Here is a 24,854-nt window from a genome sequence, read left to right as displayed (position 1 = left end):
GCAAAATTGGTCTGCCTATATTGGCAAAATTGGTCGGCGTGGCAAGGCCATTATGACGCTACATTGAGGGTCAGAGAATGGAGTGCAACCACCACAAGGAGTCGGGATGTCAGAGTTCAGTGCCCTCATCAGCTGGCAACGGGGGGCCGGCGAGGCCTTCGTCGATCAGCGTTACAGTCGGGCCCATGAGTGGGAGTTTGACGGCGGCGTCAGGGTGCCCGCCTCCTCCTCCCCCCATGTGGTGCCCTTGCCCTTCTCGGTGGCGGAGAACGTCGATCCGGAGGAGGCTTTCGTCGCCTCGCTCTCCAGCTGCCACATGCTGACCTTCCTCTGGCTGGCGGCCAGGGAGCGCTATCTGGTGGAAAGCTATCGGGATCAGGCCTGGGGGCTCATGGAGGCGGACGAGCGGGGCCGCCAGTCGATCACCAGGGTCACCCTGCGCCCCAGGGTGCAGTTTGGCGGGGAGCGCCAGCCTGGCCTGGCCGAGCTGGAGCGACTGCACCATCAGGCCCACGAGCAGTGTTTCATCGCCAACTCGGTGAGAACCGAGATCACCACAGAAGTCGCGCTATATCAGGAGTCCGTATGAGTCATGTATTGAGCACCGGGGTGGCCAGCCCGCAGGAGGCCAGCGCCTTCTTCGAGGCCCAGCTGGCGTTTCGCACCGATCCGGCCGATCTCGCCGTCGATCTGCTGGCCGGTGAGCCCGGCATCGTCGTCATCGACACCCGCTCCTTCGATCACTATGGGAAGGGCCATATCCCGGGGGCCATCTCCTTCCCCCACAGCACCATGAGTCCTGCCACCACGGCCGGGCTGGCGCGAGACAAGGTCTATGTCTGTTACTGCGACGGCATCGGCTGCAACGGCTCGACCCAGGGGGCTTATAAGCTGGCGGCGCTGGGCTTTCGGGTCAAGGAGCTGATCGGTGGCCTGCACTGGTGGCGGCAGGACGGCTTCGCCGTCGCCACCGGCGGCGAGGCCGGTGTGTTGCAAGAGGGGGGGATCGCCTGTGGCTGCTAATCGAGTGACGACTCAAATCACCAACGAATTCAATCAACCCCTGGGGGCCGAGGTGGCTGATTGGGCGGGCGCCGAGTTTCCCCCCAAGGTGATCATGAGCGGCTGGGGCTGCCGGCTGGAGCCGCTGGACCCTGAGAGCCACTGCGCCTCGCTCTGGCAGGCGTTCGGCGCCGATGATGGGGCCATGTGGACCTATCTCACCAGCGGTCCCTTCGCGGATGAGGCGGCCATGCTGGCTTGGCTGCGAGGGGTCGCCGCCAAGGCCGATCCCCAGTTCTATGCCATTGTCGACGAGGCGAGCGGCAAGGCGCTAGGGCTCGCCAGCTACCTGCGCATCGATCCCGCCGCGGGCAGCATAGAGGTGGGCTGGCTGCACTTCTCGCCGGCCATGCAGCGTACCCGCCTCTCTACCGCAGCCATGGCGCTGATGATGGCCAATGCCTTTGCGCTGGGCTACCGTCGCTACGAGTGGAAGTGCAACGATTTCAACTGGCCCTCGCGCCAGGCGGCGCTGCGGCTCGGCTTCAGCTACGAGGGGACCTTCCGTCAGGCGCGGGTGGACAAGGGCCGCAATCGGGATACCGCCTGGTTCTCGGTGATCGATGGGGAATGGCCCGCCCTGCAAGGCTGCTTCGAGCGCTGGCTGGCGGATGACAACTTCGATGGGGCAGGGCGCCAGCGGCTGCGGCTCTCGGATCTGACCGCCGCCTGCCACCCCGAGGGGGAGTGACGCGGGCAGCGGGTTGTCGGGCCGCCATATCCTAGGTCCGATGACGTGACTCGAACCCGCCGATCGACAAAACGAAAGAGGCCCCGGATGCGGGGCCTCTTCTATTCACGCTACTGCTTAGTCATGGTGCTCGTCCCTTAGTGTTCACCGATGGGCGCGGCGATCCACTTCAGAAGGCGAAGCATGTCTTGCGGCGCCACCCCGACCGAGAGGCCGCGCTTGCCGCCGCTCACCAGGATCTCGTCAAACGCCATGGCGGAGTCGTCCAGCACTGTTGGCAGCAACTTCTTCTGGGCCAGCGGGCTGATGCCCCCCACCTTGTAACCGGTCAGCTTCTCGGCCTCCGCCGGCTTCATCATCTCCACCTTCTTCAGCCCCGCCGCCTTGGCGAGCTGCTTCAGGCTGCACAGGCCCGATGACGGCACTATGGCCACCACCGCCTGCTTGTCGTGATGGGCGATCAGGGTCTTGAACACCTGAGCCTCCGGCAGGCCGAGCTGAGTCGCGGCATGCTTGCCGAAATCATCGTGGGCCTCGCACTCATAGGGGTAGAGCTTGTGGGGGATCTTGAGCTTTTTCAGCAGATTGATAGCGGGGGTCATAAGGATTCCTTGAGCCTAAGCAAGGCCAAATAGTTTGCTCCTGCGTGGTGGGGGATGCAAGCCATAGGGCATTTGGTTGCCAGAATGTCGTTATCGCTTGTCGCTGAGCTCTAGAGAACTTGACCGACTTGAGTCCAAACGGTTATTGCTTGTACCCCTTGATATGAACTCGCCCAATGATGTGGCAGGAGCACATTTTGTACAGATTCGATCCCATCACTTTCCTCCCTATGAGTGCTTACACTCAGAGCATGGCTATTTCATTTTTTGATGCTCTGCTGAAAATTGCATAGAGACAAGTGTTCTTGTAATAAAAATGGATAGATGTTTATGGATAAAATATATAAATACATGAAGTTTCGGCCAGAGTTTTTCAAAAAACCAAGCCTAAGAGTAAGTCAACGGTGTGCTCTTAATGATCCATTCGAGTTTAACCCTAGCCAAGATGCTCTTGATAAAATATCAGAGGATGAGATTAGAGATGACTTCTTTCAGCAAATATCCGCATATTCTACTGATGAAGAATTTGATGATACTGGCGTAATATCTTTCACAGAAACCTATAACAACTTATTAATGTGGTCTCATTATGCAGATGAGCATAAAGGAATTGTTGTTGAATTTAACTATAAAAAACTAAAAGACCACTTCAACAAAAGGTTAAGCACCAACAATTCCATTGAGCGAGTTCTATATAACAGAGAACGACAAGATATGTTGTCGCATAGTTTTTCACCTAAAAAAAGTCTACTAACAAAAAGTGATGACTGGATATATGAGAAGGAACATCGAATTTTAACAAAAGTCAGTAATTCTGATTGTTTTGTTGTGGATATAAGCACATACGAACAAATGAAAGAATTTTACGATGATAGCGAGATGGAGTTGCTACAAGCCAAGAAATATAGAGGTAAAGTTAAGTTGTTTGTTGATATGGAAAAATGCAAACTTATGGACTCAAGAGCCAAAGATGGCAGCTCTACTGATGACATGGAGGAAATGAGATTCAGTCCGAGTGAAACAGTACTTAATGAGCTTATATCATCTGTTTCCGCTCTTCCTACATCAATATTCGTATTTCAAATCCCCAGAAACTGTATTACAGGTGTATTTATTGGCTGTAGGTTCTCAGATGCTGATAAAACCACACTTAGAGAACTGCTTAACAACAAAATACCCTGCTACAAGGCTAGTTTGAGCAAAAGTCATTTTTTATTAGACTTTCAATACACTAATCTTTTTTATGAGACAGCCTAAAGGATATTTTTTAATGAATATCATACTGGGTAAAAAATTAAGACATGCCTAACGAACTGCACTAGAAGAGACATATTCAGCCCCCTCTCATCGTATTGTTTAAGTGTGAATAAGCGGGGGAAGGCCTTCTTGGTGATTTCTTGGGCCTTCAAGATGTCACTCGCTCCGGCCCGAAGAGCGGGCGAAACCCCTTTGAGGACGGCGTCCTCGCTTCCCTTGTGGTGCAATTCGTGGAAATTAAAAGGGCGCCAATATGATGGCGCCCTTTTTACTCAGGAAGGGGAGCTTGGTAGCCCGCCTATCAACCCGTGTTACGCATGCCTGCGGCTATGCCGGCGATGGTGACCATCAGCGCCTGATCCAGCTCGGGGTGCAGGGTCTCGGCGTGGTTGCGCGAGCGGCCCAGCAGCTCGACCTGCAGCACGTTGAGGGGATCCGTGTAGGGGTTGCGCAGCTTGATGGACTCCTTGATCCAGGGCTGGTCGTCGAGCAGGTCGCCCTGCGGGCGCAGCTCCAGCACCACCTGGATGGAGTCGGAGAGCTCCTGACGCAGCTGCTTGCCGAGGGTCCACAGCTCCTGCGGCACCAGACGGGTGTCGTAGTACTCCGCCAGCCAGAGGTCGGCCTTGAGGAACACCATCTCCAGCATCTCGAGGCGGGTGCGGAAGAAGGGCCACTGGCGGCTCATCTCGTCCAGCACGCTCTTGTGGCCGCCATCTATGGCCTGCTGCAGCCCCTTGTGGGCGCCGAGCCAGGCCGGCAGCATCAGCCGGTTCTGGGTCCAGGCGAAGATCCAGGGGATGGCGCGCAGGCTCTCGACGCCGCCGTTGGGCTTGCGCTTGGCGGGACGGGAGCCGAGCGGCAGCTTGCCGAGCTCCATCTCCGGGGTGGCGGCACGGAAGTAGGGCACGAAGTCAGGATGACCGCGCACTATGGAGCGATAGTGCTCGCAGGAGGCCTCGGCCACCTGTTCGATCACGGCGCGCCAGCTCTCTTTCGGCTTGGGCGGTGGCAGCAGGTTCCCTTCCAGCACCGCGCTGGTGTAGAGATTCAGGCTGTGGATGGCGACCTTGGGCAGGCCGAACTTGAAGCGGATCATCTCGCCCTGCTCGGTCACTCGCAGGCCACCGCGCAGGGATCCCGGCGGTTGGGACAGGATCGCCTGATGGGCGGGGGCGCCGCCGCGACCGACGGTGCCACCACGGCCGTGGAACAGGGTGAGGCGCAGGTTGTTGGCCTCGGCCAGTGCCACCAGGGATTCCATGGCGGCGTACTGGGCCCAGCCGGCGGCCATCATGCCCGCGTCCTTGGCGGAATCCGAGTAGCCGATCATCACGTACTGACGGCCCTGGATGTAACCGCGATACCAGTCCACCGACAGCAGGCGCTCCATCACGGCGGTGCCCGCCATCAGATCTTCCTGGGTCTCGAACAGTGGCGCCACCGGCATGCGGAACTTGCAACCAGCTTCCTTCAGCAGCAGTTGCACCGCCAGGACGTCGGAGGGGGCGCCGGCCATGGAGATGATGTAGATGCCGAACGCATCGGGGTCGTGCTCGGCGATGACCCGACAGGTGTCTATGGTCTCGCGGGTCTCGGCGCTCGGCTCCCAGTCGGTGGGGATCAGCGGGCGGCGGGAGTTCAGCTCATTGAGCAGGAAGGCCTGCTTGTCGTCTTCGCTCCACTCGGCGTAGTCGCCCATGCCGAGGTAACGGGTCAGTTCGGAGAAGACCTGGCCGTGGCGCTCGCCGTCCTGACGGATGTCGAGCTTGACCAGATGGATGCCGAAGCAGGCCAGCTTGCGCAGCACGTCCAGCAGCATGCCGTCGGCGATGTTGCCCATGCCGCAGGCATGCAGGGAGTGGTAGCAGAGCTCCAGCGGCTCGCGCAGCTGGGCCGTGGTCTTGACCAGATCCCGGCTCTCGCTGACCTGACCCTGCACCTTGGCGGTGAGGAATTCCTGGGTCTCGCGCAGCTGTTCGCGCAGCTCGCGCACCAGGGCGCGGTAGGGCTCGGGGTGATCGCCCACTTGCTCGCGCAGGGCGTCGGTGCAGTCGGACATGGAGAGCTCGGAGGTGAGCTCCTTGATGTCTTTGTAGAACAGGTTCACCGCCATCCAGCGGCCCAGCTCCAGCACCTCGGCGGTCACCTTGGCGGTGACGAAGGGGTTGCCGTCACGGTCGCCGCCCATCCAGGAGGTGAACTTGACCGGCGCGGCATCCAGCGGCAGTCGCACGCCGAGGTGCTGCTGCAGACGCTCGTCCAGGGTGCGCATGAATTCGGGAATGGCGGGCCAGAGGCTGTTTTCCACCACGGCGAAGCCCCACTTGGCCTCGTCCACCGGGGTTGGGCGCTGTTCGCGGATCTCGTTGGTGTGCCAGGCCTGATTGACCAGCTGTTCGATGCGGTTGAGGATCTTGTCCCGCTCGCGGGGCAGCAGATCGGACAGTTCCAGCGCTTCCAGGCAGTCGTTGAGCTGCACGTGCTTGTGGATCAGGGTGCGACGGGTCACCTCGGTCGGGTGGGCGGTTAGCACCAGATCGATATCCAGCTCGCGCACGGCCTGGATGATGGCCTCCTGCGACAGGTTGGAGGCCTTGAGCTTGGCAAACATCTGCTCCAGCGGATCCGGGGTGCTTTCCTGCTCTTCGCTGCGGCGGGAGATGGTGTGGAACTGTTCCGCCACGTTGGCCAGATTGAGGAACTGGCTGAAGGCACGGGCGACCGGCAGCAGCTCGTCATCGGAGAGGGTGCGCAGGGTCTCGAGCAGCGACTCACGGTCTGCCTCGTTGCCCTTGCGGGAGGACTTGGCCAGCTGACGAATGGTCTCGATCTTGTCGAGGAAGGCCTGTCCCTGATGATCCTTGATGGACTTGCCCAGCAGTTGGCCCAGCATGCCTACGTTGGCGCGTAGCGCGGCGTACTTTTCGTTCATTCCACATCCTTATTTTGTTGGTGCCTCCTTACCTTCCGGGGTGAGAGGCAGCCTCACTTATTGTTGTGTGATTACAACATATGCTCCGTCATCTTAGGGGGACAATCTACTCGGATTGTCTGCGCAAGGTCAAATAACAGGCCGATTCAGAACATGTATTTCCCTCACCTGTCCCTGGGCGCCATGTCATGTAACTTACTTACATTCCCCTCGATTCAGAGGCAGAAACGCCGGATCAGGTGCTGCAGCACCGCCGTGGTCGGCTTGACGAACGACAGATCCAGATACTCGTCCGGTTGGTGCGCCTGAGCGATATGACCGGGGCCCATCACTATTGTCTGGCATCCCAATTGCTGGATAAAGGGGGCCTCGGTGCAGTAGTTCACGGATTCGGCGGCGCGGCCGCTCGCCTTCTCGGCCTCGCGCACCAGCACGGAATCATCGGCGCAGGCGTAGGCGGGGATCGGCTCGTGCAGGTGTTGCAGGTGCAGGCAGCCCGGCTGATGAATTTCGATGGGGGCGAGCGCCTCCTTGAGCATGCCCATCAGTTCGTCCGGCCCCACCTGCGGGGTGGGCCTCATGTCGATGTGCAGCTCGCAACAGCCACAGATGCGGTTAGGGCTGTCTCCCCCCTGGATGTAGCCCAGATTGAGGGTGGGCTGCGGCACCGCGAATCTGTGGTCGGCGTACTTCTCCTTCAGGCTCTGCTGAAGCTTTAGCACCTGACCCATGGCCTGGTGCATGATCTCCAGCGCATTGACGCCGTTGGCGGGATCCGAGCTGTGGCCGCTCTTGCCCGTGATGCGGATTGCCTCGGACATGTGGCCCTTGTGGGCCACCACCGGCATCAGCCCGGTCGGCTCGCCGATCACCGCGTAGTCCGGTTTCAGCTCGGCCGCCGCGGCGATGGCGCGGGCGCCCGCCATGGTGGTCTCCTCGTCGGCGGTGGCCAGGATGCGCAGCGGCTTGCTGAGGGTGGTCAGGTCGATCTCTTTGAGCGCCTCGACGATGAAGGCGAAGAAGCCCTTCATGTCGATGGTGCCGAGCCCATACAGGCGGTTGCCCTCCTCGGTCACCTTGAAGGGATCCTTGCTCCAGCCCCCCTCATCGAAGGGCACCGTATCGGTGTGGCCCGCCAGCAGCAGACCCCCTTCTCCCTGGCCTATGCTGGCCACCAGGTTGAACTTGCCGGGCAGCTCCGGCAGCGCCGTCACCTCGCAGTGGAAGCCGAGCTGGCCGAACCAGTCGGCCAGCAGCCGGATCACCGCCTCGTTGCTCTGATCCCAGCGGGGATCCGTGCTGCTGATAGAGGGAATCGCAATAATATTCTTATAAAGTGAAAAAAAATCCAGATTGGCCATCAGCTGCTCCTTGCGTCCCCGGAATGTTTCTGTTAGAAAATACAAATGCAAAGTGAGTGCATGAATATTCTTTTAGAGTGCTCATCGACAAGGCTTCTAGTTGTAAGGGAAAGTTAATGTTCTGTCACCTGATCTATAACCGACGACACACACCCGCCTGATTTGCCCCTCCGCACTCGTTGCATCAAAGGGGCGATAGCTCACCCCTTGCACCGCAGCACCATGCTGTGAACTTCGAACTCAGACTTGGAATATTCAACAATGCTTAACACCGTTATCGTCGGTGCCAGTGGCTACGCGGGAGCCGAACTGGCCGCACTGGTCCAGAACCATCCACAACTCAAGCTGTTCGGCCTCTATGTGTCGGCCGGCAGCCAGGATGCGCACAAGCGTTTCTCTTCCCTCCATCCCCAGTGGGTCGGTGCGCTGGATCAGCCGCTGCTGCCGCTGGACGATGACGGCATGACCCGGATCCTGACCCAGGCCGATCTGGTGCTGCTGGCCACCGCCCACGAGGTGAGTGCCGAGCTGGCGCCCAAGTTCCTGGCCAAGGGGTTGCCTGTATTCGATCTCTCCGGCGCGTTCCGGGTCAAGGATCAGGGGTTCTACTCCTCCTTCTACGGCTTCACCCACCAGAGCGAGCAGTGGCTGGAGCAGGCCGCCTACGGTCTGGCTGAGTGGAATGTCGATGCCATCAAAGCCGCCCAGCTGATTGCGGTGCCCGGTTGCTACCCGACCGCCTCCCTGTGCGCCCTCAAGCCGCTGCAGCAGGCTGGCCTCATTGCCAAGGGGTGGCAGCCCATCATCAATGCGGTCTCCGGGGTCTCCGGGGCCGGTCGCAAGGCCGCCATCAACACCAGCTTCTGCGAGGTGAGCCTGAATCCTTACGGCACCTTCAATCACAGACACCAGCCGGAGATCAGCCACCACCTGGGCAAGGAGGTGCTGTTCCAGCCCCACCTCGGCAACTATGTGCGCGGCATACTGGCCACCATCTATGTGCAGCTGGCGGACGGTGTGACGGCGACCCAGGTGGATCAGGCCTACCTCAAGGCCTACGAGGGCAAGCCGCTGGTGCGTCTCACCGGCCAGATGCCCTCCATCCGCGGCGTGGCGAGCACCCCCTATTGCGACATCGCCTGGCAGCAGCAGGGCAACATGCTGGTGGTGGTTTCCGCCATCGACAACCTGCTCAAGGGGGCCGCCTCCCAGGCCATCCAGTGCATAAATATCAAGTTTGGTTTTGAACCGGCCACCGGCCTGATTTAACGCTTTAAGGAAGGATCGAGAAGATGGACAAGCAGACGCTGGTAATCAAGTTAGGTGGGGCGCTGATCGAGAATGACGAGGCGCTGACCGCCCTGTTCGCCACCCTCAAAAGCTTCTTGGATGAGCAGCATAGGCCCCTGGTGCTGGTGCACGGCGGCGGCTGCCTGGTGGACGACCTGCTCAAGGGCCTGGGGCTGACCTCCACCAAGAAGAACGGCCTGCGGGTCACCCCCTTCGAGCAGATCCCCTTCATCGCCGGCGCCCTGGCGGGGACCGCCAACAAGATGATGATGGCCAAGGCCATTGCCACCGGCATCCCGGCGGTGGGGCTCTGTCTGGCCGACGGCGGCCTGTGCCAGGTGACCCAGCTCGACCCGGATCTCGGCGCCGTGGGTGATTGCCAGCCGGGCAACCCGGCGCTGGTGCAGGGCATCCTCGGTCAGGGCTTCCTGCCGGTGGTGAGCTCCATCGGCATCACCGCCGCCGGCCAGCTGATGAACGTCAACGCGGATCAGGCGGCCACGGCGATTGCCGAGGCGCTCGGCGCCGATCTGGTGATGTTGTCCGACGTGAGCGGCATCCTGGATGGCAAGGGCAAGCTGGTGCCGCAGCTGAACAAGGCGACCGCGCTGGATCTGATGGAGAAGGGGGTGATCAGCGACGGCATGGCGGTCAAGGTGAAGGCCGCGCTGCACGCCGCCGAGACCCTGGGCAAGCCGGTCTGCGTCGCCAGCTGGCGCTATCAGGATCAACTGCTCAAGCTGCTGGCCGGCGGTGCGGTCGGCACCCAAGTCACCCTCTAACCCTGGCCGGAAAAAGGAACATCCGATGCAACATCTTCTGAAAGATAGCGATCTGAACAAATCCCAGGTCCTGGCGCTGATCGCGCTGGGCAAGGCGGTCAAGGCGGATCCGAAAAAGTACGGTCAGGCGCTGGCGGGCAAGAGCGTGGTCACCCTGTTCGAGAAACCCTCCCTGCGCACTCGCGTCACCTTCGACATCGGCATCGCCCGCCTCGGTGGCCACAGCGTCTACCTGGATCAACAGAACGGCGCGCTCGGCAAGCGCGAGTCGGTGAAGGACTTCGCCGCCAACCTGTCGCGCTGGTGTGACGCCATCGTCGCCCGGGTGTTCGATCACCAGACCCTGGTCGAGCTGGCCGAACATGGCTCCGTGCCTGTGGTGAACAGCCTGTGCAACCTCTACCACCCCTGCCAGGGGCTGGCGGACTTCATGACCATCAGCGAGCAGTATGCGGATCTGTCGAAGGTGAAGCTCGCCTACCTCGGCGATGGCAACAACGTCAGCCACTCCCTGCTGCTGCTGGGGGCCACCCTGGGCACCGACGTGACCCTGGTCTGCCCCAAGGGCCACGGCCCGGATACCCAGATCTTCCTGCAGGCCCAGGCGCTGGCGGCCCAGTCCGGTTCGCACATCCACATCAGCGATGACGTGGGCGCCATCGAAGGTTTTGACGTGGTTTACACCGATACCTGGGTCTCCATGGGTGACAGCACACCAATGGAGCAGGTAAAAGATATCTTCATGCCTTATCAGATCAACCAGGCCCTGCTCGACCGCACCGGCATCCAGCATGTGCTGCATTGCCAGCCGGCGCACCGGGAGCTGGAGATCACCTCGGAGGTCATGGACGGACCAGCCTCCCTCATCATGGATGAGGCAGAAAACCGTATGCATATCCAGAATGCCGTGCTGCTGACCCTGCTGGGTCACAAATAAGCCGGCGACCGACCCTGAATCAAACACCTTATCGAATCATCATGGAGAGAAGTAAATGAGCGGAATCAACAAGATCGTACTGGCTTACTCGGGCGGACTGGATACCTCGGCCATTATTCCCTGGCTGAAAGAGAACTACGATGCGGAAATCATCGCCTTCGTCGCCGACGTCGGTCAGGAGCGTGACGATCTGGACGGGATCGAGCAGAAAGCCATTGCCTCCGGTGCCACCAAGTGCATCGTCAAGGACTTGCGCGAAGAGTTCGTCAAAGAGTACGTCTACCCGACCCTGAAGACCGGTGCCGTCTACGAAGGCACCTACCTGCTGGGCACCTCCATGGCCCGTCCCATCATTGCCAAGGCGATGGTGGAAGCGGCCCTGGCGGAAGGTGCCGACGCCATCTCCCACGGCTGTACCGGCAAGGGCAACGATCAGGTGCGTTTCGAAGGCGCCGTGGCCGCCCTGGCCCCGCAGCTGAAGGTGATCGCCCCCTGGCGTCTGTGGGACATGCGCTCCCGGGAAGATCTGCTGGCCTATCTGGAAGCCCGCGACATCCCCTGCAAGGCGACCCTGAAGAAGATCTACAGCCGTGATGCCAACGCCTGGCACATCTCCACCGAGGGTGGCGAGCTGGAGAGCACCTGGAACGAGCCGTCCGAGGCGGTCTGGCAGTGGACTGTGCCGGCCGAGCAGGCACCGAACGAGCCGGAATACGTCAAGCTGACCGTGGCTCAGGGTGAAGTGGTCGCCGTTGACGACCAGCCGCTGACCCCGCACCAGATCCTGACCACCCTGAACGAGCGTGCCGGCAAGCACGGCGTGGGCCGCATCGACATCACCGAGAACCGCATGGTGGGCATGAAGTCCCGTGGCTGCTACGAGACCCCGGGTGGCACCGTCATGGTCGCCGCGCTGCGCGCCGTGGAAGAGCTGGTGCTGGACAGACCGACTCGCGCCTGGCGCGAGAAGCTGGGTGCCGAATTCTCCCACCTGGTCTATGACGGTCGCTGGTTCACCCCGCTGTGCAAGGCCATTGTCGCCTCCGCCAACGCCATCGCCGAGGATCTCGACGGTGAAGTGGTGCTGAAGATGTACAAGGGCCAGGTCAGCGCGGTGCAGAAGAAGTCGCCGAACAGCCTCTACTCCGAAGACTTCGCCACCTTCGGCGCCGACGAGGTGTACGACCAGAGCCACGCCGAAGGCTTCATCCGTCTCTACACCCTGGCCAGCCGGATCCGTGCCATGAAGGAGCAACAGCAGGCGATCGGTGGTGATCACACCCACGGTTGAGCCCTGGCTTGACTCGCTGATACCGGTGAGGGGGCTTGGCCCCCTCACTTATAACAGGCGGGTAAGCAGCGGGTTGTGATGACAGCGGCAGCGCCTTGGCCGCGTCTGTGAGATAACAGGCTCGCAGATAAACAAGGCCAGATTTCAAGTTCGGCAGGCGCACAGGCGTCGCCGGCAACGCATTCAAGGAGAGCAGTATGGCACTTTGGGGTGGACGCTTCAGTCAGGGAGCAGACAGCAGATTCAAGCAATTCAACGATTCGCTGCGCTTCGATTACCGCTTGGCGGAGCAGGATATCCAGGGCTCCATGGCCTGGGCCAAGGCGCTGGTGAAAGTGGGCGTCTTGACCGCCGATGAGCAGGCGCAGTTGCAGCAGGCGATGGAGGTGCTGCTCGCCTCGGTGCAGCAGGATCCCCAGCAGATCCTGAGCTCGGATGCCGAAGACATCCACTCCTGGGTCGAGGGCAAGCTCATCGATGCCGTCGGCACCCTGGGCAAGAAGTTGCACACCGGCCGCTCGCGCAACGATCAGGTCGCCACCGATCTCAAGCTCTGGTGCAAGGCGCAGGGTGAGCTGCTGCTCGCCTCCATCACCGCCCTGCAACAGGGGCTGGTGGCCTCAGCGCGTGCCAACCAGGCCGCGGTGCTGCCCGGTTACACCCACCTGCAGCGGGCCCAGCCGGTTACCTTCGCCCACTGGGCGCTGGCCTATGTGGAGATGCTGGAGCGGGATCACTCCCGTCTGCAGGATGCACTGAAACGGCTCGACACCAGCCCGCTCGGCTGTGGCGCCCTGGCGGGCACTGCCTACGCCATCGACCGCGAGGCGCTGGCGCTGGACATGGGCTTCACCGGCGCGACCCGCAACAGCCTGGATTCGGTGTCGGACCGGGATCACGTGGTGGAGCTGATGCATGTGGCGTCGCTCTCCATGACCCATCTGTCGCGCTTCGCCGAAGACCTCATCTTCTACAACACCGGCGAGGCGGGCTTCGTCGAGCTGTCCGATGCGGTCACCTCCGGCTCCTCCCTGATGCCCCAGAAGAAGAACCCGGATGCGCTTGAGCTCATTCGTGGCAAGACAGGCCGGGTGGTCGGCGCCCAGATGGGCATGCTGATGAGCCTCAAGGCGCTGCCGCTGGCCTACAACAAGGACATGCAGGAAGACAAAGAGGGGCTGTTCGACGCCCTCGACACCTGGCACGACTGCCTCGACATGGCGGCGCTGGTGCTGATCGATCTCAAGGTGAACGTCGAGCGCACCAAGGCGGCGGCGCAGGGCGGCTACGCCAACGCCACCGAGCTGGCGGACTATCTGGTGGCCAAGGGGATCCCGTTCCGCGAGGCGCACCATATCGTCGGTGAGGTGGTGGTCCATGCCATAGCGGTGAAGAAGCCGCTGGAGGAGCTCTCCCTCGGCGAGTTCCAGCGCTTCAGCCCGGTGGTCGGCGAGGATGTCTATCCCAACCTGGAGCTGGAGGCGACCCTGGCCAAGCGGGTCGCCAAGGGCGGCGTCGCCCGCGAGCTGGTGGATGCGGCTCTCGGCACCGCCGAAGCCTGGCTGGCCAAGCGCAGCTGACGGCAGACCTGGATGAGAAAGAGAGGGCCCAGGCCCTCTTTTTTATTCCTCGTTGGGCTATCGCGCGTCGCCTTCGAACGGGTGAGAATGGGCATCCAGCCTGGTGCCCTTGCACGGACGCACCACCACAGCACAAGGAGTCTGCATGTACCTGCCATCCCACTTCGGCGTTACCGAACCCGAGGCGCTGCATGAGCTGATGCGGGCCCATCCGCTGGGGGCCCTGATCACCTGTGGCGAGCTGGGGCTGGATGCCAATCACCTGCCGTTCGAGTTCGATGCCGGGGAGGGGGAACATGGCGTCTTGCGCGCCCATGTGGCGCGCAACAACCCGCTCTGGCAGGAGGTGAAGGAGGGGGACGAGGTGCTGGTGATCTTCAAGGCGGTCGACGGCTATGTCTCCCCCAGCTGGTATCCGAGCAAGCAGGCACATCACCAGCAGGTGCCGACCTGGAACTATGCCGTAGTCCATGCCCACGGCCGTATCCGGGTGCGGGACGATGCCCGCTTCGTGCGCCGCCTGCTGGCGAGCCTGACCCGGGTCCATGAGGCTGCCGAGCCCGCGCCCTGGAAGATGGCGGATGCGCCGAGAGACTATATCGAGGCCATGGTACAGGCCGTGGTGGGCATAGAGATCGAGGTCAGCCAGCTGGTGGGCAAGTTCAAGCTGAGTCAGAACAAGGAGGAGGGCGACCGGCTGGGGGCCGTCGATGCTTTGCAGGCCAAGGGCCAGACGGCGCTGGCAGCGGCGATGCAACAGTCACCACTCTCGCCGCGATAGCGATAAATTCCACTATGTGGAGAGATAGCAAAACGGCAACCCATGGGTTGCCGTTGTTGATGGTGTGTCCGTTCAGAGCATCATTGGCCAGGTGGCTGGCGCCATAGCTTCCATTCCGCGACCAGCTATGGGGCTGGCTGCCTGGACTACAATTTCTTGCGCATCAATGCATTGGGGATCATGACGCTGCGGCGGACTGGATACCTTCTCTCCTCCACATGAAAGCCATGTAGTGCGAAGAAGGGTTCCGCCGTCTTGCTCACATCAGCCGTCAGTTCGCCAATACCCAATAACCTGGCCTCTTCATGAAGGCACATCATCAAGCGGGTGCCGACCCCTTGTCGTGCATGAGAGCCAGACACGAAAAAGTGGTCGATATAGCCATTGGGCTGAACGTCAGCATACCCGGCGATGTCACCATCAATTTCAGCGACAAAGGGGTGTAATGTCCTGACATGGTCAGCCCACAGTGTCGGGGAAATATCCTCGGGCGCCCATGCCTGAATTTGCTCCGCTGTGTAGTCTGCCGATGCAACTTCATGCACTGCCGATAAAAAAACCTTAAATAACGCGGCTTCATCCCCGATGTTGAATCGTCGGATTTTCATTGTTTCCTCTCTGGATAACGGAGACTGGGTGCCCGGCTCAAAGCTCCCTGAATGGCTTGAGCTTCTCCTGCTCCAACACGATGGCCTCCAGGTTGGCGACCCGCTCCTGTAGCTGCTTGATGACGAGATCCTGCTTGCCGAGGCGATCCGTGATGCGGGCATCCCCCAGCTGGTAGCGGGCGCGTTTGCCGAGGTAGCCAAACAGCACGCTGATAAAGACGATCAGGACTATGCCTGTCCACATGGTCATAAGTGCCTCCTTGCGCTGAGCGGGATAACCCGCTGGCCTTGTTGTCTCATAGCGATCCCTTGGCGGCAATGCCCGCGCGGGCATTGCCAGGGGGCTGCCCGCTCAGATCCCCTGCCAGAGCGGCCGGCCGACCCAGAGCCCCCACAGGGTGAGGTGCAGCAGCACGATAAACCAGAACACCAACCGGTAGCTGCCCTTCTGGGTCTTGTGGCGCAGCCAGTGACGGGCGACCAGGGCGCCGGGCCAGCCGCCGAGCAGCTCCAGCAGGTGCAGGCGGGATTCCGGGATGCGCCAGCCGCCACGGATGGCCTGGCGCTTGTCGTGGGCGTAGGCGAGCGCGGTGAGCAGGCTCATGGTGGTGACCAGGGCCAGCGGCCACCAGTTGGCGTCCTGGATGCCGAGCCAGGCGGTACCGATCAGAGGCAGCAGGGCCAGCAGCATCATGACAGCAGCGCCGGATCCCGGCTCTCATCCGGGTTGAGGGTGCGGATCACTCGCGCCGGGCTGCCCACGGCCAGGGAGCCGGGTGGGGGGATGTCGCTCGGTCGGTTCATTGGATGGCCTCCGGATCCCTTGGCTCGTCCTGGCTCAGGGTGCGGATCACCCGCGCCGGGTTACCCACGGCCAGCGAATCCGCGGGAATGTCGCGGGTCACCACGGCGCCGGCCCCTATGATGGAGCGTGGCCCTATGGTGACGCCGGGGCAGATGATGGCGCCGCCCCCGATCCAGCAGTCATCGCCGATGTGGACCGGCTTGTTGTAGGCGGTCCAGTCGCGGCGCTCCAGGTGGTTCATGCTGTGGGTGGCGGTGTAGATCTGCACGTTCGGGGCCAGCAGCACGTTGTTGCCGATGTGCACCTCGCCGACGTCCAGTATGGTGACGTTGAAGTTGAAGAAGGTCTTCTCGCCCAGATGGATGTTGCGGCCGAACTCGCAGATGAAGGGGGAGCTTATCCAGCAGGAGCTTGGGCACTGGCCGAACAGCTCACCGCACAGGCGCTGGCGCGTCTCATGATCCCCCGCCGGGGTGGCGTTGAGGCTGGCCAGCAGGGCCTGGCCGCGAATGCGGTCGTTCGCTATCTCCTCGCTCTGGCTGTCCAGGGCGCCGCCCGCCAGTACCTTGTCCCAATCGCTTGCCATGCTCGTCTCTCCTCCTGTGCCAAGAGGCGCCAGTATACCCCTGTTGGCGGGGGCCGTCAGGAGCCCTTGGCCAGGTTTGGCCGCTCAGAGCAGGGGCAGGATCAGCAGCGCCGAGACCAGGTAGGGCAGCATGACCCGCATCCCCAGCCGGCGCCCTCCTATCACCAGGGCCAGCAGCCCCTTCACCAGGGAGTTGACCAGGCCGGCCAGCAGGATGCCTCTAGCCGCCACCTCCAGCGCCAGATCCTTGTGGGCGAGCTGGGAGAGGGAGAGGGTGATGGCGTCCACGTCGGTGATGCCGGACACCAGCGCCAGCAAATAGACCCCGGAGTCGCCCACCCTGCTCTGCAGCAGTGTGGCCATGAAGCCGATCAGCGCCAACAGCAGGCCGAACTTGATGGCGGTCGCGAGATCCAGCGGATTGCTGGTCTCCGGCTGCACCGGGTTGTCGCTCATCTCCTCGCGCTGGCGCCAGAACCAGAACGCGAAGGCGTAGACGGTGGCGGCCAGCAGCAGCAGGGGGAGGGCTAGGCGCAGCGCCAGCTCGTTGTGGATCAGCAGCACCAGCACCAGCAGGCGCAGCCACATGGTGGCGCCTGCCAGCAGTATGCCGGTGGCCAGCAGCCGCTCCAGCCCGGGCTGCGCCTTGTTGAGGCGGGCAAACTGCAGGGTGAGGGCGGTGGAGGAGGCGAGCCCCGCCAGCATGCTGGTGAGCACCAGCCCGGCGCGGGTGCCGAGCAGGCGCACCGCGAAGTGGCCCGAGAAGGAGATGCCGGCGATCACCACCACCATCAGCCAGATCTTGAAGGGGTTGAAGGCGTTGAGGGGGCCCATCTCGACGTCGGGCAGCACCGGCAGCAGCACCAGGGAGATGAGCAGGAAGCGCAGGGTGGCGTGGAACTCGGCCTCGCTCAAAAACAGCATGCCCTGCTGGATCTTGCCCTTGAGCCCCATCAGCAGGGCCGCCAGCACGGCGCAGGCCACCGCCTCGCGCGGACTGAGCAACACCGACATCAGCCCCAGCAGGTAGGTGAGCACCATGGCCACCGAGCTGGTGAGGCCAAACTCCCCCTGCCAGCGCTGGGCCAGCCAGACCGAGAGGCCGCAGCCTGCCACCACCGCCAGCAGGCCGAGCAGCGGCAGCCAGGGGCCCAGGCCCGGCAGCAGCAGGGCGCAGACACCGCCGAGCAGGCCGATGAGGCCGTAGGTGCGCATCCCGGCGATGCGCTGGTTGTCCCCCAGCTGGCGTACCTGCCAGCCGCGCTCCAGCCCTATGATGAGGCCGATGGCCAGTGACACCAGGGCGCCGTAGACGGGTTCGGCCTCGATCCACATGCTGCTCTCCTCTCATTGCTGTCCATGTCAGGATGGCACAGGCCGCGCCGGTGCAGGGGGAGCCGGCTCACAGAGCGGGCGCGCGGGTCGCCGCTTTCCCACAGGCAAAAAAAAGGCGCCACCCTAAGGGGACGCCTGAAAACCAAACCTTGCGGTTTGCGGACCAACGGAACCTGGACTTCACACTCAGCACTTCCTCATGGCAGGCTTAGCCCTGCCACTTGCCTCCTTCCACTATCACGTCGTTGGGATTGGTGTCGGCGCTCAACTTGTCGCGCACATACTGGTCGTAGAGCTTGAGCAGGTACTTCTCTTCCCCCAGCTTGGCGAGGCGATCGTTGACCCAGTCACGCAGCTCGACATTGCCCTTCTTCACCGCCGGCGCTATCGGGTCTTCCGAGCCCAGCTTCTGGGGCAGCACCCGGTAGCCGGGGTTTTCCTTGGCCCAGCTGAACAAGACCAGATTGTCCTGGGCGTAGGCATCGCCCCGGCCCTGGGCCAGGGCTTGCAGGGATTCGCTGTTCTTCTCGAACTTGAGCAGCTTCCAGTCCGGGTGATTGCGGGTCAGCCAGATGTCGGCCGTGGTGCCCGTGGTGACGATCAGGGTCTTGCTCGCCAGATCGTCCAGCCCCTTGGCCGGGCTCCCTTCAGGTACCAGCACCTGCACCGCGACCTTGAGGTTCGGGTTGGTGAAGTCCACCACCTCGCGCCGCTCCGGGGTCACCGTCATGTTGGCGAGGATCAGATCCACCTTGTCGCTCTGCAGGAAGGGGATGCGGCTGGCGGGCTCGACCGCCACGAACTCGATCTTGTTCTCGTCCCCCAGCAGATCCTTGGCGAAGCGGCGGCCGAGGTCGGTATCGAAGCCCACGTAGCGCCCCTGCTCATCCACGTAGCCGAAGGGCGGCTTGTCGGTGAAGACGCCGACGATCAGCTTGTCCCGCGCTTTGATCTTGTCGAGGGAACCGTCCGCCGCCTGGGCGGCGCCGCTGGCGAGGCCGAGCCCGATCAGGGCGCTCATTAGCACCGAGGTGATTTTTTTCATGCTGACTCCTTTCGTTTGATGACATCGGTATAGGAAAACTTGGCGAGGAACTGGCGCGCACGCGGGCTCCTGGGGTTGTCGAAGAACTGGCGGGGAGGGGCCTGCTCCAGGATCTGGCCCTCCTCCATGAAGAGGATGCGATCCGCCACCGCCCGGGCGAACGCCAGCTCGTGGGTGACGATGAGCAGGGTCATGCCGCTGCCGGCGAGATCGCGGATCACCTCCAACACCTCCTGCACCATCTCGGGATCGAGGGCGGCGGTGACCTCGTCAAACAGCATCACCTGGGGATTCATGCACAGGGCCCGCACTATGGCGATGCGCTGCTGCTGACCGCCGGAGAGCTCGCGCGGATAGGCGTGGCGCCGCTGCCACAGGCCGATGCGGGTCAATAGCTGCTCCGCCTGCAGCAGGGCCTCCCCCCGCTCCCGTTGCTGCACCTGGATGGGCCCGAGCAGCACGTTCTCCAGCACCGTCAGGTTGGGGAAGAGGTGATAGCTCTGGAACACCATGCCGATGCGCTGGCGCACTCGCTGCCAGTCGGTGCTTGCGTCCAGCCGCTGGCCGTCGAAGCGGATCTCGCCACCCTGGATGGGCTCGAGCCCGTTGAGGGTGCGCAGCAGGGTGCTCTTGCCGCAGCCGCTCGGCCCCAGGATGACGATCACCTCCCCGGCGGCCACCCTGAGGCTGACCCTGTCCAGCACCAGCCGCTGGCCAAATTGTTTGCTGACAGAACCCAGTTCAAGCAGAGGCGTCATACCGCATTACCCCATTTTTGTTCCAGCCGGCGCGAGGCCAGCGAGAGCGGATAGCAGACCGATAAGAAGAACAGAAACAGCAGACCGTAGATGAGCAGCGAGGCATAAGTGCGCTCGATGATCTGCTGGCCCACCTTGATCACCTCCACCACCCCGATCAGCACCGCCAGCGAGCTGGTCTTGATGATGCGGGTATGGATGTTGATGGTCGGCGGCGTCAGCCGCTGCAGCGCCTGGGGCAGTAGCACATGGCGATAGAGCTGCCAGCGGGAGAGGCCCAGCGCCAGCCCGGCCTCCTGCTGACCACGGGCCAAGGATCCCAGCCCGCCGCGCACCACTTCCCCCACCTCGCTGGCGCCCCAGAGGGAGAGCACCAGCACGGCGCACCAGAAGGCCGGGATGTCGAGGCCGAAGACGATGGGCAGCCCGAAGAAGAAGAGATAGAGCCACACCAGCACGGGCACCACCCGAAACAGCTCGAGATACAGCCGCAATACACCCTGGGTCAGCTTGCCCCCTTGCTGCGCCAGCACGCCGTAACCCAGGCCGCCGAGGGTGGCAAACAGGATGGCGAGCAATGAGATGGCGAGGGTCTGGCCCGCGCCCACCGCCATCAGGGGCAAGGCCTGGCCCAGCAACTCAGAAACCGGAGTGGCCATCATGCTCCCTCCTTTCCAATACGTGCGGGTGACGGCAGCGGCAGAAAGATCAGTGTCCATATCGGGATCCGCGCCTGCATCAGCGACTCAGTGACCGAACTGACCATATTGAACCCTCCTTTCCCATGCGTGCAGGGTGGACGATGGCAATGGCAGAAAGATCAGTGTCCATATCGGGATCCGCGCCTGCATCAGCGACTCAGTGACCGAACTGACCATGTTGCAGCCTCCTCTCCAACACACGCAGGGCGAGGGACAGCGGCAGGAAGATCAGCACGCACATCAGGGTCAGCACCGCCAGCATCTCGTAGGTCTTGTAGTAGAGGGCGATGTAGTTCTTGGTGGTGTAGAGCAGCTCCGGCACCGCCACCGCGGAGGCCACGGTCGTCTCTTTCAGCAGGAAGATGAAGTTTGCAAACAGCGCCGGCAGGCTGGCGAGCCAGGCCTGAGGCAGCTGCACATGGCGCAGCAGCTGCCAGCGGGAGAGGCCTATGGCCTGGCCCGCCTCCAGCTGGCCCTGAGGCACCGCCTGCACCCCGGCCCGCAGCGCCTCGGTCAGGTAGCCGCCGCCGAGGAAGGTCATGGCGATCACCGCGGTGGCGAAACCGGACAGCGACAGGCCGAGCGCCGGCAGCCCGAAGTAGAGGAAGAACAGCTGGATCAGCAACGGGGTGTTGCGGGCCAGCTCCACATAGGTGCGGATCACCCTGTTCAGCCAGGGCCTGTTCAGGCTGAGCAGCGTCAGGTTGAGCAGGGCCACCCCCAGCGAGGTGAGGATGACGAGGGCGCCGAGCTGCAGGGTGACCCAGACCGATGTGCCGAAGGCCGGAAGGGTGCCGAGGATGAAGGCCCAGTCGAAGGTCATGCGGGGATCCTCCCGTCGGATCGCAGCCGCTGGGGCAGCACAGTGATGGCGTCCGGGTACTTGATGCCGGCGCCGGTGTTGAGCACCACCACCCGCTCGCCCCCCTGGATCCAGCCCGCCTCCCGCAACTGGCGGGCGGCGGCAAAGGCGGCCGCCCCTTCCGGGCAGACGAAGCTGCCCTCCTGGGAGGCGAGCTGGCGGATCTCCGCCTGGATGGCCCTGTCGTCCACCGCGATGGCGCAGCCCTGGGTGCGATAGAGGGCGTCGAGCACCAGAAAATCCCCCAGCGCCTTGGGCACATTGATGCCGAAGGCCAGGGTCTGGGAGTCGGGCCAGAAGCTCGACTCGCTGGCCCCCTGCTGCCAGGCCTGGACTATGGGGGCGCAGCCGCTCGCCTGCACCGCCACCAACCTGGGCAGGTCACCCTTGACCCAGCCCAGCTCCTGCAATTCCCACAGCGCCTTGTAGATGCCGATGAGGCCGACCCCGCCGCCGGTGGGGTAGAGGATCACGTCCGGCAGCGTCCAGCCGAGCTGCTCGGCGATCTCCAGCCCCATGGTCTTCTTGCCCTCGATGCGGTAGGGCTCCTTCAGGGTGGAGGCGTCGAACAGGGACTGCTCCGCCACCGCCTGGGCCACCTGACGGCCGGCATCGCTGATGAGGCCGTCCACCAGGTAGAGGCGGGCCCCGGCCAGCGACGTCTCCAAGCGGGTGATGGTGGGGGCCGCCTGGGGCATGACTATGGTGCTGCGCAGGCCGGCACGGGCGCCGTAGAGCGCCCAGGCCGCGCCGGCATTGCCGTTGGTGGGCATGGCGAAATGGGTGACGCCGAGCTCGCGGGCGCGGGAGACGCCGACCGCGGCGCCGCGGGCCTTGAAGGAGCCGGTGGGGATGATGCTCTCATCCTTCATCCAGAGATCCGGGATGCCGATCTGCTTGCCCAGGGTGGGCAGCGGCAGCAGCGGGGTGAGCCCTTCCCCCAGGGTCACCACCTGGGCGGGGTCGCGCACCGGCAGCAGCTCGTGATAGCGCCACAGGCTGGCGGGGCGCCCCAGCAGGGCGGCCGGATGCCAGGCCTTCTTCAGGGCCTCGAGATCGTAGCTGGCCAGCAGCGGTGCCCCCACCCGGCTCAGTTGCTGGGGCTGGTCGGCATCAAAGATCTCGCCGGTCTTGCTGCAGCGCAGATGTGAGAGATAGCTGTATGGCATGGGTTATCCTGAGCGGGTCGCAGTGGTCGGTCGGTGATGCCATCCTGTGACCCAAGTGCCGGATAACGAACAAAATAAAGCGGCTAACCTAAGCGAAAAAATTCATATGACTCCGCTCGAAACGAGGGGCTCTGGCATGGTGGCGGGCCGAGCACCCGCTGGGGGGTTGGGCCATCCGGCACTCTTTGCTAACCTGCCCGCCTCACCCGAACCGCAGGAATTAGCATCGATGCGATCCATTGTCAGCCTGCTGGCCCTGTCACTGCTGAGTGCCTGCAGCGGCCAGTCGGACCCAACCCGAGAGGATGTCATGTCAGGGAAAGAACGCCTTCAGTACCCCGTCACCCGCCAGGGCGAGCAAGTGGATCACTACTTCGGTCAGGCCGTGGCCGATCCCTATCGCTGGCTGGAGGACGATCGCAGCCCCGAGACCGAGGCCTGGGTCAGGGCCCAGAACGCCGTGACTCAGGATTATCTCGCCCGCATTCCGTTCCGGGAGGCGATCAAGGCCAAGCTGGCGGCCTCCTGGAACTACGCCAAGGAGGGGGCGCCGTTTCGCGAGGGGCGCTATCACTACTTCTTCAAGAACGACGGCCTGCAGAATCAGAACGTGCTGTGGCGCCAGCAGGCGGGCAAACCGGCCGAGGTGTTCCTCGATCCCAATACCCTGAGCCCCGACGGCACCACGGCGCTGGATAAGCTGAGCTTCTCCCGGGATGGCAAGACCCTGGCCTATTCCCTGTCGCTGGCCGGCAGCGACTGGCGCGAGATCCACCTGATGGACGTGGAGAGCAAGCAGCCGCTGGAGACGCCCCTCAGGGATGTGAAGTTCAGCGGCATCAGCTGGCTCGGCGACGAGGGCTTCTTCTATTCGAGCTATGACAAGCCCGATGGCAGCGAGCTGTCGGCTAGGACGGATCGGCACAAGCTCTACTTCCATCGCCTCGGCACGGCGCAGGAAGAGGATCGGCTGGTGTTCGGCGCCATCCCGGCCCAGCAGCACCGCTACGTGGGGGCACGGGTGACCGAGGACGATCGCTACCTGCTCATCTCGGCGGCGGACTCCACCTCCGGCAACCGGCTCTATGTGAAGGATCTGAGCCAGGACAGCGCCCCGCTGCTGACGGTGCAGGGGGATCTGGAGGCGGATGTGAATCTGGTGGACAACCGGGGCAGCACGCTCTACCTGCTGACCAACCGGGGGGCACCCAACGGCCGGCTGGTGACGGTGGATGCCGCCAATCCCGGCCCCGTCCACTGGCGTGACCTCATCCCCGAGCGCCCGCAGGTGCTGAGGGTGCACAGCGGCGCCGGCTACCTGTTTGCGGAGTACATGCGGGACGCCACCGCCCGGGTCGAGCAGTTCGACTATGACGGCAAGCGAGTACGGGAGATAGCGTTGCCTGGGCTCGGCAGCGTCAGCGGCTTCAACGGCAAGCGGGGCGATCCCGAGCTCTACTTCGGCTTCGAGAACTACGCCCAGCCGCCGACCCTCTACCAGTTCGAGCCCGGGAGCGGGGCCATCAGCCTGCATCGCGCCTCGGCGGCGCCCTTCAAGCCGGAGGACTACGTCTCCGAGCAGCGCTTCTACCAGAGCAAGGATGGCACCCGGGTGCCGCTCATCATCAGCTACCGCAAGGGGCTCAGGCTGGATGGCAGCAATCCCACCATCCTCTATGGCTACGGCGGTTTCGATGTGAGCCTGACCCCGAGCTTCAGCGTCTCGGTGGCGAACTGGCTGGATCTGGGGGGCGTCTACGCGGTGGCCAACCTGCGCGGCGGCGGCGAGTACGGCCAGGCCTGGCATCTGGCGGGCACCCGGCAGAACAAGCAGAACGTGTTCGACGACTTCATCGCGGCGGCAGAGTATTTGAAGGCCGAGGGCTACACCAGCACCGACAGGCTGGCCATCCGGGGCGGCTCCAACGGCGGCCTGCTGGTGGGCGCCGTCATGACCCAGCGCCCGGATCTGGTGCGGGTCGCCCTGCCGGCGGTGGGGGTGCTCGACATGTTGCGCTACCACAGCTTCACCGCCGGGGCGGGCTGGGCCTATGACTACGGCACCAGCGCCGACAGCGAGGCCATGTTCGACTACCTGAAGGGCTACTCGCCGCTGCACAACCTGCGCGAGGGGGTGAGCTACCCCTCGACCCTGGTGACCACGGCGGATCACGACGATCGGGTGGTGCCGGCCCACTCCTTCAAGTTTGCCGCCACCCTGCAGGCCGACAACGGCGGGCCCCATCCCCAGCTCATCCGCATCGAGACCAACGCCGGCCACGGCGCGGGCACCCCGGTGACCAAGTTGATCGAGCAGAGTGCGGATCTCTACGCCTTCACTCTCTATGAGATGGGCTACCGGCAGTTGCCGGTCACTCCCTGACACTGGGCCCCGCGGGGCCCTTTTTTTATGATG

General features: G+C 62.9%; 24 protein-coding genes. 11 read left to right on the top strand and 13 right to left on the bottom strand.

Annotation, left to right across the window (positions count from 1 at the left end; genetic code table 11):
• The first annotated feature begins 106 nt into the window (after nt 1-106).
• From EL255_RS18145 to EL255_RS18135, 3 genes are read left to right on the top strand one after another with little or no spacing between them, the layout of a single operon-like run.
• Nucleotides 107-589 carry an OsmC family protein gene (locus EL255_RS18145; RefSeq protein WP_042653107.1) on the top strand — a complete coding sequence of 161 codons (483 nt, stop codon included), beginning with the start codon at nt 107-109 and terminating at the stop codon, nt 587-589.
• Nucleotides 586-1,023 carry a rhodanese-like domain-containing protein gene (locus EL255_RS18140; protein WP_042653106.1) on the top strand — a complete coding sequence of 146 codons (438 nt, stop codon included), beginning with the start codon at nt 586-588 and terminating at the stop codon, nt 1,021-1,023. The genes EL255_RS18145 and EL255_RS18140 overlap by 4 nt, the downstream gene beginning before the upstream one ends.
• Nucleotides 1,013-1,753 carry a GNAT family N-acetyltransferase gene (locus tag EL255_RS18135; RefSeq protein WP_084228321.1) on the top strand — a complete coding sequence of 247 codons (741 nt, stop codon included), beginning with the start codon at nt 1,013-1,015 and terminating at the stop codon, nt 1,751-1,753. The genes EL255_RS18140 and EL255_RS18135 overlap by 11 nt, the downstream gene beginning before the upstream one ends.
• Nucleotides 1,754-1,890: 137 nt before the next feature.
• Here the strand turns inward: EL255_RS18135 and ybaK are convergent, their stop codons facing one another.
• Nucleotides 1,891-2,355 (bottom strand): Cys-tRNA(Pro) deacylase, encoded by a 465-nt coding sequence (ybaK, locus tag EL255_RS18130; protein WP_033128898.1) that lies wholly within the window; start codon nt 2,353-2,355, stop codon nt 1,891-1,893.
• Between the two features lie 330 nt (nt 2,356-2,685).
• Here ybaK and EL255_RS18125 point away from each other — a divergent pair, with 330 nt between their 5' ends.
• On the top strand, nt 2,686-3,612 hold the full coding sequence (locus tag EL255_RS18125; RefSeq protein WP_084228320.1) for a DUF2971 domain-containing protein: 927 nt from the start codon (nt 2,686-2,688) through the stop codon (nt 3,610-3,612).
• A gap of 301 nt (nt 3,613-3,913) precedes the next feature.
• On the opposite strand, the gene ppc is transcribed toward EL255_RS18125, so the two are convergent.
• Nucleotides 3,914-6,547: a phosphoenolpyruvate carboxylase gene (gene ppc / locus EL255_RS18115; protein WP_042653103.1), complete on the bottom strand. Its 2,634-nt coding sequence runs from the start codon at nt 6,545-6,547 to the stop codon at nt 3,914-3,916.
• Between the two features lie 215 nt (nt 6,548-6,762).
• A complete protein-coding gene (gene argE / locus EL255_RS18110; protein ID WP_042653102.1) occupies nt 6,763-7,908 on the bottom strand; it encodes an acetylornithine deacetylase in 1,146 nt (381 codons plus the stop codon).
• Nucleotides 7,909-8,169: 261 nt separating this feature from the next.
• On the opposite strand from argE, the gene argC reads away from it, so the two are divergent.
• The 6 genes from argC to EL255_RS18080 all read left to right on the top strand — a co-directional run bounded on the left by argC (nt 8,170) and on the right by EL255_RS18080 (nt 14,569).
• Nucleotides 8,170-9,177 (top strand): N-acetyl-gamma-glutamyl-phosphate reductase, encoded by a 1,008-nt coding sequence (gene argC, locus EL255_RS18105; RefSeq protein WP_042653101.1) that lies wholly within the window; start codon nt 8,170-8,172, stop codon nt 9,175-9,177.
• Between the two features lie 23 nt (nt 9,178-9,200).
• Nucleotides 9,201-9,980 carry an acetylglutamate kinase gene (gene argB, locus EL255_RS18100; protein ID WP_042653100.1) on the top strand — a complete coding sequence of 260 codons (780 nt, stop codon included), beginning with the start codon at nt 9,201-9,203 and terminating at the stop codon, nt 9,978-9,980.
• 25 nt (nt 9,981-10,005) lie between these two features.
• Entirely contained in the window at nt 10,006-10,917 is a 912-nt protein-coding gene (locus EL255_RS18095; protein WP_042653099.1) for an ornithine carbamoyltransferase, read from the top strand.
• 55 nt (nt 10,918-10,972) lie between these two features.
• A complete protein-coding gene (locus EL255_RS18090; protein WP_042653098.1) occupies nt 10,973-12,208 on the top strand; it encodes an argininosuccinate synthase in 1,236 nt (411 codons plus the stop codon).
• A 197-nt stretch (nt 12,209-12,405) separates the two neighbouring features.
• Complete coding sequence (gene argH / locus EL255_RS18085; protein ID WP_042653097.1) at nt 12,406-13,788, top strand: argininosuccinate lyase; 1,383 nt, start codon at nt 12,406-12,408, stop codon at nt 13,786-13,788.
• A gap of 145 nt (nt 13,789-13,933) precedes the next feature.
• Nucleotides 13,934-14,569, top strand: coding sequence for an FMN-binding negative transcriptional regulator (locus EL255_RS18080; RefSeq protein WP_042653096.1), 636 nt, complete (start codon nt 13,934-13,936; stop codon nt 14,567-14,569).
• Nucleotides 14,570-14,715: 146 nt separating this feature from the next.
• Here the strand turns inward: EL255_RS18080 and EL255_RS18075 are convergent, their stop codons facing one another.
• The 10 genes from EL255_RS18075 to EL255_RS18025 form a co-directional block, all read right to left on the bottom strand.
• Nucleotides 14,716-15,177, bottom strand: a complete 462-nt coding sequence (locus EL255_RS18075; RefSeq protein ID WP_042653095.1) for a GNAT family N-acetyltransferase — start codon at nt 15,175-15,177, stop codon at nt 14,716-14,718.
• Between the two features lie 37 nt (nt 15,178-15,214).
• Nucleotides 15,215-15,427: a hypothetical protein gene (locus EL255_RS18070; protein ID WP_042653094.1), complete on the bottom strand. Its 213-nt coding sequence runs from the start codon at nt 15,425-15,427 to the stop codon at nt 15,215-15,217.
• A gap of 102 nt (nt 15,428-15,529) precedes the next feature.
• Nucleotides 15,530-15,871, bottom strand: coding sequence for a DUF1294 domain-containing protein (locus EL255_RS18065; RefSeq protein ID WP_042653093.1), 342 nt, complete (start codon nt 15,869-15,871; stop codon nt 15,530-15,532).
• 106 nt (nt 15,872-15,977) lie between these two features.
• On the bottom strand, nt 15,978-16,568 hold the full coding sequence (locus EL255_RS18055) for a sugar O-acetyltransferase (RefSeq protein ID WP_042653092.1): 591 nt from the start codon (nt 16,566-16,568) through the stop codon (nt 15,978-15,980).
• A gap of 84 nt (nt 16,569-16,652) precedes the next feature.
• On the bottom strand, nt 16,653-17,903 hold the full coding sequence (locus EL255_RS18050) for an MgtC/SapB family protein (RefSeq protein WP_042653091.1): 1,251 nt from the start codon (nt 17,901-17,903) through the stop codon (nt 16,653-16,655).
• Between the two features lie 208 nt (nt 17,904-18,111).
• Nucleotides 18,112-18,948 (bottom strand): transporter substrate-binding domain-containing protein, encoded by an 837-nt coding sequence (locus tag EL255_RS18045; RefSeq protein WP_042653090.1) that lies wholly within the window; start codon nt 18,946-18,948, stop codon nt 18,112-18,114.
• Nucleotides 18,945-19,706 carry an amino acid ABC transporter ATP-binding protein gene (locus EL255_RS18040; RefSeq protein ID WP_042653089.1) on the bottom strand — a complete coding sequence of 254 codons (762 nt, stop codon included), beginning with the start codon at nt 19,704-19,706 and terminating at the stop codon, nt 18,945-18,947. Before EL255_RS18040 ends, EL255_RS18045 begins: the two co-directional genes overlap by 4 nt.
• On the bottom strand, nt 19,703-20,365 hold the full coding sequence (locus tag EL255_RS18035; RefSeq protein WP_042653313.1) for an amino acid ABC transporter permease: 663 nt from the start codon (nt 20,363-20,365) through the stop codon (nt 19,703-19,705). The genes EL255_RS18040 and EL255_RS18035 overlap by 4 nt, the downstream gene beginning before the upstream one ends.
• A 199-nt stretch (nt 20,366-20,564) precedes the next feature.
• A complete protein-coding gene (locus EL255_RS18030; protein ID WP_042653088.1) occupies nt 20,565-21,230 on the bottom strand; it encodes an amino acid ABC transporter permease in 666 nt (221 codons plus the stop codon).
• Complete coding sequence (locus EL255_RS18025) at nt 21,227-22,438, bottom strand: threonine synthase (protein ID WP_042653087.1); 1,212 nt, start codon at nt 22,436-22,438, stop codon at nt 21,227-21,229. Before EL255_RS18025 ends, EL255_RS18030 begins: the two co-directional genes overlap by 4 nt.
• Nucleotides 22,439-22,667: 229 nt before the next feature.
• Between EL255_RS18025 and EL255_RS18020 the strand changes: the two genes are divergently transcribed.
• Entirely contained in the window at nt 22,668-24,821 is a 2,154-nt protein-coding gene (locus EL255_RS18020; protein WP_042653086.1) for a prolyl oligopeptidase family serine peptidase, read from the top strand.
• Nucleotides 24,822-24,854: the final 33 nt, after the last annotated feature.

The sequence above is a fragment of the Aeromonas encheleia genome (assembly GCF_900637545.1).
Classification (GTDB): domain Bacteria; phylum Pseudomonadota; class Gammaproteobacteria; order Enterobacterales; family Aeromonadaceae; genus Aeromonas; species Aeromonas encheleia.
Note: the sequence above shows the minus strand (reverse complement) of the source record. Positions and strands in the feature narration are given on the sequence as shown.